Source organism: Nakamurella sp. PAMC28650 (assembly GCF_014303395.1).
GTDB lineage: Bacteria > Actinomycetota > Actinomycetes > Mycobacteriales > Nakamurellaceae > Nakamurella.
In genome coordinates this window covers 3,023,839-3,036,329 of the sequence record NZ_CP060298.1, presented here as the reverse complement: position 1 = coordinate 3,036,329, position 12,491 = coordinate 3,023,839, and the positions used below count along the sequence as shown (strand labels likewise).

Below are 12,491 nucleotides of genomic sequence, written 5' to 3'. Positions count from 1 at the left end.
TCACCAATCCCACGCTCTGCTCATCTGCCCCACCTCCGTTCGCATCGATCCCGGTCACCTTCCGCACTTGCTCACCAATCCCAAGCTCTGCTCATCTGCTCCACCTCCCCTTCGAATGCGTCACACTCACGGCCTCTTCTGGTCACCAGTCCCACGCTCTGCTCACAGCCATCACGTCCCTCGGTTCACTCTTCTACGCAACTATCGCTAGAGATCGTCCAAATGTCACCCCGATGGCCGCGGCCGAGCCCCTGCCCGGGACCGAGTCGCTGCGGTACGGTCTGGTTCAGAGTTCGTGCACGTCCGGCTTCGGTTTACGTTGTCTCGTGCTTGTTTTCATGGGGAAGAGGTGGCGCCGGATGTCGAAGATCAGCCGCAGATCTCCGCCCACCCCTGCCACCCGTTCGTGGACACTTCGTCACTGGCAGCTACGAACCGTTCCCCACCCAGCGAAGGTGTTCCTTCTCCTGGTGGAACTGACCGCCGTCGCCATCACGGTCGCCCTCCTGGTGGCCCAACGCGTGAGCACCGCCGAATGGGTCCGGCTCGGCGTGCTCACTTTTCTGGCCATCGGGTATGCCGAGGCAGGCGCCCGGATCGAACGGCTGAAGCGATACCTCTCACCCGGTGGCGACAAGGTGGCGTCCAACCAGGTGTCGGTCTGGGCGTTCGCCGCGGTCCTGACGGTTCCCTCGGGTTGGGCAGCCGTGCTGGTCGCCCTCCTGTACGGGCAGTACCTGGTCCGTCGCTGCCGCGACCGGACCGGCGTGCCGTATCGGGTGATCTTCGCCGGCGCGACCGTGATGTTGTCGGCGGAAGCCGCCGGCGCTCTGGTGACCTGGGACGGCGGGGGTGACGTCCTGCGCGGAGGTCTGCGGGCCCCCGTCGTGGTGATCGCAGCTCTACTGGTCTTCACCCTGGTCAACTTCGGGGTGTTGCTGACGGGTATGTGCCTGGTGCGACGGCCCCCGACGCTGCGGGCGATGCTCCCCGACTCCGACTCCTTCGGTTACGAGATCGCGACCCTGGCGCTGGGTATCGTCACGGCCGAGTTCCTCGTGCACTCCTTGGCCCTCACACCTGTCGCCCTGATCCTGGCCGCGTACCTGCACCGGAGTTCTCTGGTGAATTCGCTGCATCGCTCGTCACGGACAGATCCCAAGACCGGTCTGCCCAATCTGCCGGCCTGGACCGAACATGCGCAGGCCGTGCTGGCGCACAGCCACCGGCACGGCCAGACGGTCACCATCCTGTTCTGCGATCTGGACCACTTCAAGGTCGTCAACGACATGTACGGCCATCAGGTCGGCGACCGGGTGCTGGCCGCCGTGGCTCAGTGCCTGCGCCGCGAACTGCGAGGACACGACGGCATCGGCAGGTTCGGTGGCGAGGAGTTCGTCGTCGTCCTGGACGCGATCAGCGCGGCCGAGGCCGACGCGGTGGCCGGACGACTGCGGACCGCGGTGAGTGCGCTGCACTTCGACGACGACCTGACCATCACGATGTCGGTCGGCATGGCCAGTCACGAACCCGGCCTGGTTGCCCCGGAACTCCAGCCTCTCATCGGTCGTGCGGACAAGGCGCTCCGCATCGCGAAAGCAGACGGGCGGAACCGGGTGCGCGCCGCCTGACCCCGGGCCGTGCCCGCTCCGGTGCAGTCGTCCGGGCACCGCGGACGGTTATCGACCCAGCAACGTCAGTGCGGCGTCGGCGATGGACGCGATGTCGATGCCGTGCAGGGCATGGGCATCCGGAAGGTTGGACGACTGCCCGAAACCACTCACCCCGAGACAGCGGATCCGATCGCCCCGCGCAGCGGCAAGGAACGCCAGGGTGTGCGGGTGTCCGTCGAGCACGGTGACCAACGGGGTCGGACAGGCAGCCGGGAAGAGCATGTCCAGGATGTCGGAGCCTGCCGGCGCCCGACTCCCCCGCTGCTGGAGCGACCGGAACAGCAGATCGGGACTGGTCAGGCAGATGACACCGGCGGTCACCCCCGCACCGGCGAGAAGATCGGCCGCCCCGAAGATCTCGGGCATCATCGCACCGACACCCACCAGCGTGACCTGCTCCAGCTTCGGGTCGTGACCGCTCACCCGGTAGCCGCCGGCGACGGCCTGCCGCCGGCGCCGTTCCAGCAGCATCGGCTCCTGGGGCACCGCGAACGATGCCGGATCGACGGGCCTTGTCGACAGCCGGAAGTAGGAGGACGTGCCGCCGACGACCCCGACCTGCGACATCGCGTGCAGGAAGCACCACTCGAGATCCTGGCTGGAGGCCGGTTCCCAGGCCACGCAACCCGGCTGCTCCAGACCGATCGACGGGGTGGTGATCGACTGGTGCGCACCGCCTTCGGGCGCCAGGGTGACACCCGAGGGGGTACCGACGAGGATCGACTGGCCACCGGCGTAGATGCCGTAGGACCAGGGCTCCAGCGCCCGGGAGACGAACGGGTCGTAGATGGTCGCGATCGGGATCAGCCGCTCGCCCCACCGGCTCCAGGTGGCTCCCAGTTCGCTGAGCAGGCCGACCAGGTTCACCTCCGCGATTCCCAGTTCGATGTGTTGTCCGCTGCTGGCCTCCGCCCAGCGGAGTACCCGTTCGGCGTCGTCGGCGAACCAGTCGCGGCGCGCCCGCACCGCCCAGACCCCGGTCTTGTTGATCCAGCCGCCGAGGTTCGTCGAGGAGGCCACGTCAGGACTGCAGGTGACCACCCGGGCCGCTACTGATGGAGCGTCACGCGGCAGGTCGGCCAGCAGCCGTCCGAGGGCCGCCTGCGTCGACAACGGCTTGCGATGCGGATGCCCGAGCGAGACCGGCATCAGGATGTCTGCCGTCACCTCGACCTGGGGGCGCCGCAGCTGGACCTGCCGTCGACGGCACAGCACATCGGCAGGACTGTCCGGATCGAAGGTCCGCCACGGATCGGCGATGTCGACGCCACTCTCGCGTGCGAGGTCTTCCATCTGAGCGCCGGTCTGCAGCGCCGAGTGGTTGTTGGGATGGCCCTCGGTCGCCAGTCCACGTCCCTTGACCGTGTAGGCGAACACCACGCTGGGGCGATGACGGTCGACCGAGTCGAAGGTGTCGATCAGCAGTCCGAGGTCATGGCCACCGAGGTCCCTCACGGCGGCGGTCAGCTCCTCGTCGATCATCCCGTTCACCAACGCGTGCAGGGCTTCTGAGCCTCCGTCGGCGAGAATCCGGCCGGCGATCTCCGGGCGCGGTACCCGCAGCATCCGCTGGTACTCCTCGTTGGACATCTCCTCGAGGCGCCGGCGCAGCTCGTCACCGCCGGGGCGCTCGAAGATCTTGCTGATCCGCCGGCCCCACTTGACGGTGATCACCTGCCATCCCGCTGCAGCGAACATGCCTTGCAGCCGTTGGATCTGGATGTCCGGCACCACCCGGTCCAGGGACTGCCGATTGAGGTCCACCACCCACAGGAGCTCACCGAGCGAGGAGACCGACGGGTCCGCGACGGCCTCCCAGATCGCACCTTCGTCCAGTTCGGCATCGCCGAGCAGGCTGATGAACCGGCCGGCTCCGGGCGCGTCGGGAAGGTGCGAACGGACGTACCGGTGTGACATGGCGGCCCACAGCGCCGCGGTGGCCCCGATTCCCACCGAACCGGTCGAGAAGTCCACGGTGTCGGGGTCCTTGAGCCGGCTCGGATAGCTCTGCAACCCACCCATCTCCCGCAGGGTCGTCAGGTACTTCGGATCGAGATCACCCAGCAGGTAGTTGATCGCATGCAGAACAGGCGAGGCGTGCGGTTTGACCGACACCCGGTCCTGGCTGGTGAGCTCGTGGAACCAGAGCGCCACCATCACATCGACCATCGACGCGGACGACGCCTGGTGGCCACCCACCTTGATCCCGGTGGTGTTCTCGCGGCCCCGGTTCGCAGCGTCGACGATGGCGGTGGAGAGCCAGAGGACTCGTTGGGAGATCTGCCGCAGTGTCGCCAGACTGGCCTCGTCCGGGGCCCGACCGGCCGGGATCGGGTGCTCGAGAAGTTCGCTCATGGTCGCTCATCCCTGGTGGCGTGACGATGCTGGTGCGGTGGCACGCGCCGCTGCGCAAGCCTCACACGTGTGGTCGGAGAAGTCGACAGCTCCGGATGACCCGAGCAGGAACCGCCGGGAAGCGTGTCCACCATCGCCGGCGGGTCGTTGACAGCAGCGATGACCGAACCCTAGGCTGCCGCAGACCGTGAACGTTCACGGCCCCCTCTCCCCCCGAGTATCCCCATGGACAACACATGTGGCTGGGCCGTTCTCGGCCCGGGCGCCATCGCCCGCAGGTTCATCTCGCAACTGCCCGCAAGCCGCTCCGGACGGCTGGTGGCCGTCGGAAGCTCCGACCCCGGCCGGGCGAAGGCCCTGGCCGGTGAGGCCGGTGATGACGTGCGGGCGGGCAGCTACGAGGAGATCCTCGCCGACCCCGCGGTGGACGCCGTCTACATCTCGACCGTGCACACCACCCACGCCCGCCTGGCCCTTGCCGCGATCCGGGCCGGAAAGCACGTGCTGGTCGAGAAGCCGCTGGCACCGAACTTCGGGAGCGTGATGGCCGTCGTCGATGCGGCCCGCGAGGCCGGCGTGACGGTCGTCGAGGCCTACATGTACCGCTTCCACCCGCAGACGCGCATGCTCCTCCGGTTGGTCTCCGAGGGTGCCATCGGCGACGTCCTGCACATCGACGCCGGGTTCTCGTTCGCGACGTCATCCACCACCGGGCGATTGTTCGACCCCGAGCTGGCCGGCGGCGGCATCCTGGACGTCGGCGGCTATCCCGTCTCGATCGCTCGCGCGGTCGCCGGTGCCGCCACCGGAAAGGCCTTCGCCGAGCCCACCGACGTCCAGGCACGCGGAACGATCGGCGTCACCGGGGTGGACGAATGGTCGGTGGCCCAGCTGAGCTTCGCCGGCGGGATCACCGCTTCGGTCCGCACCGGCGTGCGCCTGGCCGAGCCGGAGACGGTGTCGGTCTACGGGTCCGGCGGGTCGATCGCACTGGCCGATCCATGGACCATCCGCACCGACACCGCACTCACCCTGCGCGTGGTCGGCGCCGAGCCGCAGGTGTTCTCGTTCGCCTCCGACACCGCGGACCACCAGCCGTACGCGCTCGAAGCGGACGCGCTGGCCCGCGCGGTCGCCAATGGCGCTGGTGACGCCGTCGAGATGTCGCTGCAGGACTCTCTCGGCAACGCCAGGGTTCTCGACCGTTGGCGTGAAGCGATCTCGTTGCGCTATCCGTTCGAGACCGACACCGCCCCCATCCCTACCGTTTCCGGTCTACCGCTGACCGTCGCCACCCGGCCGAGCATGCGCTACGGCACCATCCCCGGGCTGGCCAAGCCGGTCTCCCGCCTGATCATGGGGTGTGACAACCAGCCCGACCTGGCGTACGCCTCGGCCGTCTTCGATCACTTCTTCGAGGCGGGCGGAAACACCTTCGACACGGCCTGGCAGTACGGAAGAGGCAAGTACGAGAAGCTTTTCGGGCAGTGGGTCGCGAACCGTGACATCCGCGACGACGTGGTGGTGGTCGTCAAGGGCGCACACACCCCGTACTGCGATCCCGAATCGCTCACTCGTCAGCTGCTGGAATCGCTCGAACGCCAGCAGCAGGGCGTCGCCGACATCTACATGTTGCACCGCGACAACACCGACGTCCCCGTGGGTGAGTTCGTCGACGTGCTCAACGAGCACGTCGACGCCGGACGCATCACGGTGTTCGGCGGGTCCAACTGGTCACCGGAACGGGTCGATGCGGCCGACGCCTACGCGGCGGCCAACGGCAAGCGCGGATTCTCGGTGCTCAGCAACCACTTCGGACTCGCCGAGGCCTACGACGTCCCCTGGGTCGGGTGCCTCCGGATGACCGATGCCGCGTCCAAGGCGTGGCTGGCGCAGAAGAGGATCGCGCTGCTTCCGTGGTCCTCCCAGGCCCGCGGTTTCTTCGCGCGGGGGGACGCGGCCGATCGCAGCGATGCCGAGCTGGTGCGCTGCTACTACAGCGATTCCAACTTCGAGCGCAAGGCACGGGCCGAGCAGCTCGGGGCCGAGCTCGGGGTGCCGGCGACGGCCGTCGCACTGGCCTTCGTCCTGGCGCAGCCGTTCCCGACCTTCCCACTGTTCGGACCCAGGACGATCGCCGAGACGAGGTCGTCGATGGCCGGCCTGTCGGTGGAACTCGATGCGGCGCAGGTCGCCTGGCTGGATCTGCGGGACTGACGTGGCCGGCAGGCCCGCGACGATCAACGACGTCGCGGCAGCGGCGGGGGTGTCCCGGCAGACCGTGACCAGGGCGGTCAACGACATGCCGGGCATCAATGCCGCCACCCGCGAACGGGTTCTCGCCGCGGCCCGGGAACTGCACTACCGGCCGTCCCGGTTCGGACGGGGACTGGTGAAACCGCTGACCCGGACGTTGGGTCTGCTGATCGACGACCTGACGAACCCGTACTACGCCGAACTTGCCTCTGCCGTACTGGGTCTCGCCGCTGACGCGGGCTGGAACGTGATCCTGGGCGAGCGGGCCCACGCCGCGGCCGACGAGTTCCTGATCGACGAGTTCTCCGGGCAGGTGGACGCGCTGATCAGTTTCACCCGGATCGGGTTGTCGGCCCGCCGTGACGGACTTCCCGATCTGCCACTGGTCGAGATCGACCCTGGCGTAAGGGCAGGACGCCACGGCTGTGTGGAACTCGACATGACGGAGGCAGTCGAGGACGCCGTTGCCCATCTGCACCAGCGCGGGGTGGCGCACCCGGTGGTCTTCGACCATCCCCGGCCGAGCCCGCGTGCCACCGCCTTCCTGGGGGCCTTCACGGCCCTCGGCATCGATCCGGTCCGGGTCGTGTCCGAATCCACCGATCTGCAGGGCGGGTTGGACGGAACCGACCGCCTCCTGCTCGACCATCCCGGGACCGACGCGGTGGTGGCCTACAACGACCTGATGGGAATCGGTGTGCTGCGGGCACTTCGCCTGGCCGGGGTCGATGTTCCGGGCGAGGTCAGGGTGATCGGTGTGGACGGGTTGGGAATCGGTCGTTTCATCACCCCCCGCCTCACCACGTTGGCCATCGACATGCACCGTGTGGCAGGGGAAGCGCTGGACCTGGTGCTGAGCATGCACGCGGGCACCCTGCCCGGCGGGGGATCGCACTCCCACCGTCGGGTGGCCTACACGTTGGACCTCGGCGAGTCGACCTGAACCGACGGAGCGCTCTGCGGCACCGCCATCGACCCGGGGCGATCACCCGGGGTCGGGGGTTTCCTCCAGGTCGATCGAGACGATGCGGCCCGGTTCGAGAGCGAGGTCGGAGCCGTCGGGCGCCCGGGCCGTGACCACCGGCGCGTCGACTTCTCTGCCCTGTTCGACCTCGTCACGCATGCCGGCCGTCAGGTTCTCGGCGGTCTCCAGATCTGTGTCAGGCAGATCCAGGACCAGTGGGGCGGCGGCGTCGTTGAACAGGATGGTGATCTGGTAGCTGGGCACACCCCACAGTAGAGCGTGGGGTCTGGCTAGAGATCGATGCGCGAACCCATCACCACCGTGCGGTCCTCGGGAAGCTTGAAATACACCGCGGGGCTGGCCGCGTTGTGGACCAGGGCGATGAACAGACGTTTGCGCCAGTTGGCCATACCGGGCTCGCTCCCCTGCTCGATGGTGATCCGCGACAGGAAGTAGAACGCTTCATCCGGTTCGAGCTCCAGTTCCGGAGTCATCCCGACGGCCTTGCGCAGCGCCGCCGGGATGTTCTGCTCGTCCTGGAACCCGACGCGGACGGCCAGATGCACGATCCCGTCATCGCCGTAGCCGAGGTCGTCGACCGTGACCTGCTCGTCGGGTGCGATGTGCGGAACGTTCTCCGACTGGATCGAGATGATGACGACGTGGTCGTGCAGGATGTGGTTGAAGTCCGTGTTCGCCCGGAGCGCCAGCGGCGTCGTCTCCTTGCCGGGGTGCGGAAAGACGGCGGTACCCGGTACCCGGGGCACCGGGTGCTTGCGTATCTCTTCCACGAAGTCCGTCAACTGTCCCTCGGCCTCGACCCGCCGCCCGGTGATCAGCCGACGACCGCGTTGCCAGGTCATCATCACCGTCACCACGATCACCGCGATGAGCAACGGCAGCCAGCCGCCGTGCACGACCTTCGTCAGGTTCGCGGCGAAGAAGGTGAGCTCGACCCCGCCGAACACCACCCCGACCAGGATCAGTCGCCACCCGGGCCAGTGCCAGCTCGAACCGGCCAGGATCAGGAACAGCGTCGTCGTCAGGATCAGCGTCCCGGTGACGGCCAGACCGTAGGCGGTGGCCAGTTTGCTGGAAGATCGGAACGCGAGCATCAGGACCAGTACTCCCGCGAACAGCAGCCAGTTGACGGCGGGGACGTAGATCTGGCCGCTCTCCTCCTTCGAGGTGTGCCGCACGGTCAGGTGCGGTAGGAAGCCGAGCCGGACGGCCTGCCGGGAGACCGAGAAGGCGCCCGAGATCACGGCTTGCGAGGCGATCACGGTGGCGAAGGTGGCCAACACGACCAGTGGGATCCGCGACCAGCTCGGGGCGAGCAGGTAGAACGGGTTCGAGATGGCAGCGGGCGTGTCGAGGATCAGAGCGCCCTGGCCCAGATAGTTGATGGTCAGGGCCGGGAAGACCACGATGAACCAGGACATCCGGATCGGCCGGCGACCGAAGTGCCCCATGTCGGCGTACAGCGCCTCTGCCCCGGTGATGGCGAGCACCACCGCCCCCATCGAGATGAACGCGGTGAAGGGATGTTGAGCGACGAAGCTGACGATGTAGCTCGGTGACAGGCCCCGCAGGATTCCGGGTCGGGCCACGATGTGGGGCAGGCCGGTCAACACGAGGACCAGGAACCACAGCATCATGATGGGACCGAACAGCCGGCCGATGCGGTGCGTGCCAAGACGCTGGACGAGGAAGAGCACCACCACGATCGCAATGCCGACGGGCAGGACGAAGCTGTGCGCGCCGGGCGCGACCACCTCGATGCCCTCGGTCGCCGACAACACCGAGATCGCCGGGGTGATGAGACTGTCCCCGTAGAACAGGGACGCGCCGACGACGCCCAACACCATCGCCACCGCGACCCGGCGGCTGCGCGAACCGAGACGTTCGCGGATCAGGGCCGCGAGGGCCATGATCCCACCCTCGCCGTCGTTGTCGGCCCGCAGGATGAAGACGACGTACTTGATCGAGACGATCAGGGTGATCGACCAGAAGACCAGCGAGATCACCCCGTAGACGTCCGCGGGAGTCGGTTTGACCAAGTTGCCGTCGATGGCGAAGACGGTCTGCATTGCGTAGAGGGGGCTGGTCCCGATGTCACCGAACACGACGCCGATGGCGCCGAGCGCAAGCCCGGCCAGGCTGGCGTTGCGGACCGCCGGATGACGCGGATTCCCCTGTGGTGCAGCGGGTACCGCCATCTCCTCGACGGCCTGCCCGGGCGATCCCTCGGGGGCGCCCGATGCCGCACCGGCACCGGTGCCCTTCCCGTCTCGGCTGCCGCTCTTGACGGAGTCTTTGCTTTCGCTCATGCAAGAGAGTGTGCCCGAGCATCAACGGGGTAAACACCTACGCGGCGTGGGCGACGCCGGAGCCTCACCTGCTGACGGCGCACATGAAGCAGCCGTGCGCAGGATTGCGGCTGTGCAGACGAACCACCGTCGGGTCGGCGAGGATGCTCCGGATTGCCGACTGCGGGTCGGATCCGTCGTGCATCGTCGTGGTTCCGTGGATCCAGCCCCGGTCGTCGTAGGCGCGGAGATGGCCCCGATCTCTCGATAGGGACTCGGCGGAAGCTCGGGCTCGTAGCCGGACAGCAAACACGCCTCGCCGGGTCGTGCGTCGCGAAGACAGCACCGCAGCGGCTCACCGCCGCCGGCGACGACTTCCATCAGTCAACGAGCCCGCCGCAATCAGATGCACCATGTACGTGACGCGGTCGACCCGTAGCACCGTCACGCGGGCTGCATGGATCAACTTCGCCCTTTTGGGACGGGTGGGACAGAAGTCATCACTTTCGTCCATGCCTGGGAAGTTGATCCACGCCAGACGGGGGGGATCCACGCCAGACGAGGGTGATCTGACAGACGATGGCGGCGGAACGCTCACACCGGGCAGCCTGTCACTTCGCCGCCCTGGCAGCGGGTCTCGATCCGTGAGTGCTGGTCGATCGGTCATCGAGACCGTTGCGACGCCCGGTCATCGTGGCTCCTCCGGCGGATCCGGCTCGAGGGAGATCGTCTTCTGCATCCACGCGACGTCGTGCCATGCGTCGTTCTTCCAGCCGATCTGGCGGTAGGTACCGACGGGCTCAAAACCCAGGGCCAGGTGCAGGCCCTGGCTGGCTTCGTTCGGCAGGGTCATTCCCGCGATCGCTCGGCGGAGTCCGCGGGCCACCAGGCGGCTGAACAGGACTTCGTACAGGGCACGTCCCCCACCGGTTCGACGGCGTCCCCACTCGAGATAGATGCTGGTCTCGCACGCCCACCGATAGGCCGCGCGAGAGGCAAAGGCGTGCGCGTAGGCGTATCCGACCACCCGGTCCTGCTCCTCCAGCACCAGCCAGGCATGAGTGGCAGCGGCAGTTGCCATGCGCTGGGCCATTTCTGCCTCGGACGGGGGTTGGGTCTCGAAGGTGATGGCCGTTTCGGCGACGTACGGTCGGTAGATTGCGGCACAGGCGCAGGCATCGGCGGTCTGGGCATCACGAATGATCCACGTCATGTGATTATAGTAGGCGAAACGACTCCTATACTGTCAATCATGACGGACCTACTCACCCAACGACTGGCTCGTACCGTGCAGGCGGCACGCGTGGCGCGCGGGTTGTCCGTCACCGGACTGGCATCGAGTTCGGGAGTATCCCGAGCGATGATCGGCAAGATCGAGCGCGGTGAGGTGCAGCCGACGGCCATGCTGCTGGGACGCCTGTCCGGATCACTCGGGTTGACCCTCTCCGAGCTCATCGCGCGGGCCGAAGGCGATAGCCGCCGATTGAGCAGGGCCGCCGAACAACCGGTGTGGATCGACCCGGTCAGCGGTTACCGGAGACGGGCCGTGTCGCCGCCCGGTGGTGGGTCGCTCGAACTGATCGAAGTGGAACTACCGGCAGGCGAGCAGGTCTCCTTCGGGGCCGACACCTACGCCTTCGTCCATCAGCAGATGTGGGTGCTCGAAGGACGACTGACCTTCACCGAGGGATCCGAGATCCACCAGCTCGACGTCGGTGACTGCTTGCAACTGGGTAGCCCGAAGCCGTGCGTCTTCGCCAATACGACCGCAACCCGGTGCCGGTATCTGGTGGCATTGACCAAACGCTTCTCCTGAACGCGACGGGACCTTTGCCTCTGCCGCAGTCACGGGGATCGACGAGGGATGGGCAGGAGGAAATCGTCCAGCCCAGGACGAACTCTCGTCGCGGCCGCGGACGGTGGCGACAGATGACGGCAGAGGGAATCTCGATGACCACGCCCGAGGCACTGGCACCGAGCAGGACAACGCCCGTCCGGTCCGACGACCGTCAGCACCCGCTGGGCGAGCCGCTCGTGCACATCAGGCACTTCCGGATGGATTTCGGTGTTCAGACGGTGATCCGCGACCTGTCCTTCGACGTCCATGCCGGCGAGACCTTCGGGTTCCTGGGAAGCAACGGATCCGGGAAGACCACGACACTCCGGGCACTGTTGGGGATCTATCAGCCGACCGCCGGCACGCTGCACATCGGCGCGAAGGTCTTCCAGCCTCAGGGCGGGGCCAGCCTCGGTTATCTGCCCGAAGAACGCGGCCTGTACAAGAAGGAGTCCGTGCTGGACGTCATGGTGTACTTCGGCAGGCTGAAGGGTCTGGGCCGACGACAGGCCAAGGATTGGTCCCGGACGTACTTGGAGCGCGTCGGCCTGGTGGACAAGGCGAGCACCCGCCTGGACAAGCTCTCCGGCGGGGAGCAACAGAAGATCCAGCTCGGCGTGACCATCATGAACGACCCGGAACTACTGATCCTGGACGAACCCACCAAGGGCTTCGATCCGGTCAACCGGCGGCTGTTGATGGACATCATCCAGGAGCAGAAGCAGGCCGGCGCAACGGTCATCATGGTCACCCATCAGATGGAGGAGGTCGAACGTCTCTGCGATCGCGTCCTGCTGCTGAAGAACGGCACGGCCGAAGCCTACGGAACCATCGAGGACGTCCAGGATCGCTACGGTGGCCGCATCATTCGCCTTCGCCACTCCGGCTCGCTGCCGTCCTCCCGCCTCTACGAGATCACGTTGGTACAGCACGACTATGCCGAGCTGGCTCCGCACGCCGGGACCGACGAGGTGGATATCCTTCGCGAACTCGTCCGGCAGGGCGTCGCGGTGCGTAGCTTCACCCCGGCCCGGACATCCCTGGAGGAAATCTTCATCAAGGTCTACGGCGAACAGCATCGATCCGAAGGGGCGTGA

General features: G+C 67.1%; 9 protein-coding genes and 1 pseudogene. 5 read left to right on the top strand and 5 right to left on the bottom strand.

Annotation, left to right across the window (positions count from 1 at the left end; genetic code table 11):
* The first annotated feature begins 359 nt into the window (after positions 1-359).
* Positions 360-1,631, top strand: coding sequence for a diguanylate cyclase (locus H7F38_RS13775; RefSeq protein ID WP_187090411.1), 1,272 nt, complete (start codon positions 360-362; stop codon positions 1,629-1,631).
* Positions 1,632-1,679: 48 nt separating this feature from the next.
* Here H7F38_RS13775 and H7F38_RS13770 read toward each other — a convergent pair whose 3' ends face one another.
* Positions 1,680-4,028, bottom strand: coding sequence for a pyruvate dehydrogenase (locus tag H7F38_RS13770; RefSeq protein WP_187090410.1), 2,349 nt, complete (start codon positions 4,026-4,028; stop codon positions 1,680-1,682).
* Positions 4,029-4,253: 225 nt separating this feature from the next.
* Here H7F38_RS13770 and H7F38_RS13765 point away from each other — a divergent pair, with 225 nt between their 5' ends.
* Positions 4,254-6,245 carry an aldo/keto reductase gene (locus H7F38_RS13765; protein WP_187090409.1) on the top strand — a complete coding sequence of 664 codons (1,992 nt, stop codon included), beginning with the start codon at positions 4,254-4,256 and terminating at the stop codon, positions 6,243-6,245.
* A gap of 1 nt (position 6,246) precedes the next feature.
* Positions 6,247-7,227: a LacI family DNA-binding transcriptional regulator gene (locus H7F38_RS13760; protein ID WP_222618056.1), complete on the top strand. Its 981-nt coding sequence runs from the start codon at positions 6,247-6,249 to the stop codon at positions 7,225-7,227.
* A gap of 42 nt (positions 7,228-7,269) precedes the next feature.
* Here H7F38_RS13760 and H7F38_RS13755 read toward each other — a convergent pair whose 3' ends face one another.
* The 4 genes and pseudogenes from H7F38_RS13755 to H7F38_RS13740 form a co-directional block, all read right to left on the bottom strand.
* The gene (locus H7F38_RS13755) at positions 7,270-7,512 is read right to left on the bottom strand and encodes a hypothetical protein (protein ID WP_187090407.1); all 243 of its coding nucleotides are present in this window, start codon (positions 7,510-7,512) and stop codon (positions 7,270-7,272) included.
* A 26-nt stretch (positions 7,513-7,538) separates the two neighbouring features.
* Positions 7,539-9,467, bottom strand: a complete 1,929-nt coding sequence (locus H7F38_RS13750) for a potassium transporter Kup (RefSeq protein ID WP_187094703.1) — start codon at positions 9,465-9,467, stop codon at positions 7,539-7,541.
* Positions 9,468-9,642: 175 nt separating this feature from the next.
* Positions 9,643-9,938 (bottom strand): annotated as a pseudogene (locus tag H7F38_RS26670) (DUF1203 domain-containing protein).
* 307 nt (positions 9,939-10,245) lie between these two features.
* Positions 10,246-10,770 carry a GNAT family N-acetyltransferase gene (locus tag H7F38_RS13740; RefSeq protein WP_187090406.1) on the bottom strand — a complete coding sequence of 175 codons (525 nt, stop codon included), beginning with the start codon at positions 10,768-10,770 and terminating at the stop codon, positions 10,246-10,248.
* Between the two features lie 39 nt (positions 10,771-10,809).
* Between H7F38_RS13740 and H7F38_RS13735 the strand changes: the two genes are divergently transcribed.
* Positions 10,810-11,373 (top strand): helix-turn-helix domain-containing protein, encoded by a 564-nt coding sequence (locus tag H7F38_RS13735; protein WP_187090405.1) that lies wholly within the window; start codon positions 10,810-10,812, stop codon positions 11,371-11,373.
* A 239-nt stretch (positions 11,374-11,612) separates the two neighbouring features.
* Positions 11,613-12,491, top strand: coding sequence for an ABC transporter ATP-binding protein (locus H7F38_RS13730; protein WP_187094702.1), 879 nt, complete (start codon positions 11,613-11,615; stop codon positions 12,489-12,491).

What these genes read in the sequence shown, in the direction of transcription:
- H7F38_RS13775 (WP_187090411.1), top strand. Translation starts at nt 360, where the DNA reads ATGTCGAAGATCAGCCGCAGATCTCCGCCCACCCCTGCCACCCGTTCG.
- H7F38_RS13770 (WP_187090410.1), bottom strand. Translation starts at nt 4,028, where the DNA reads ATGAGCGAACTTCTCGAGCACCCGATCCCGGCCGGTCGGGCCCCGGAC.
- H7F38_RS13765 (WP_187090409.1), top strand. Translation starts at nt 4,254, where the DNA reads ATGGACAACACATGTGGCTGGGCCGTTCTCGGCCCGGGCGCCATCGCC.
- H7F38_RS13750 (WP_187094703.1), bottom strand. Translation starts at nt 9,467, where the DNA reads ATGGCGGTACCCGCTGCACCACAGGGGAATCCGCGTCATCCGGCGGTC.
- H7F38_RS13740 (WP_187090406.1), bottom strand. Translation starts at nt 10,770, where the DNA reads ATGACGTGGATCATTCGTGATGCCCAGACCGCCGATGCCTGCGCCTGT.
- H7F38_RS13735 (WP_187090405.1), top strand. Translation starts at nt 10,810, where the DNA reads ATGACGGACCTACTCACCCAACGACTGGCTCGTACCGTGCAGGCGGCA.
- H7F38_RS13730 (WP_187094702.1), top strand. Translation starts at nt 11,613, where the DNA reads ATGGATTTCGGTGTTCAGACGGTGATCCGCGACCTGTCCTTCGACGTC.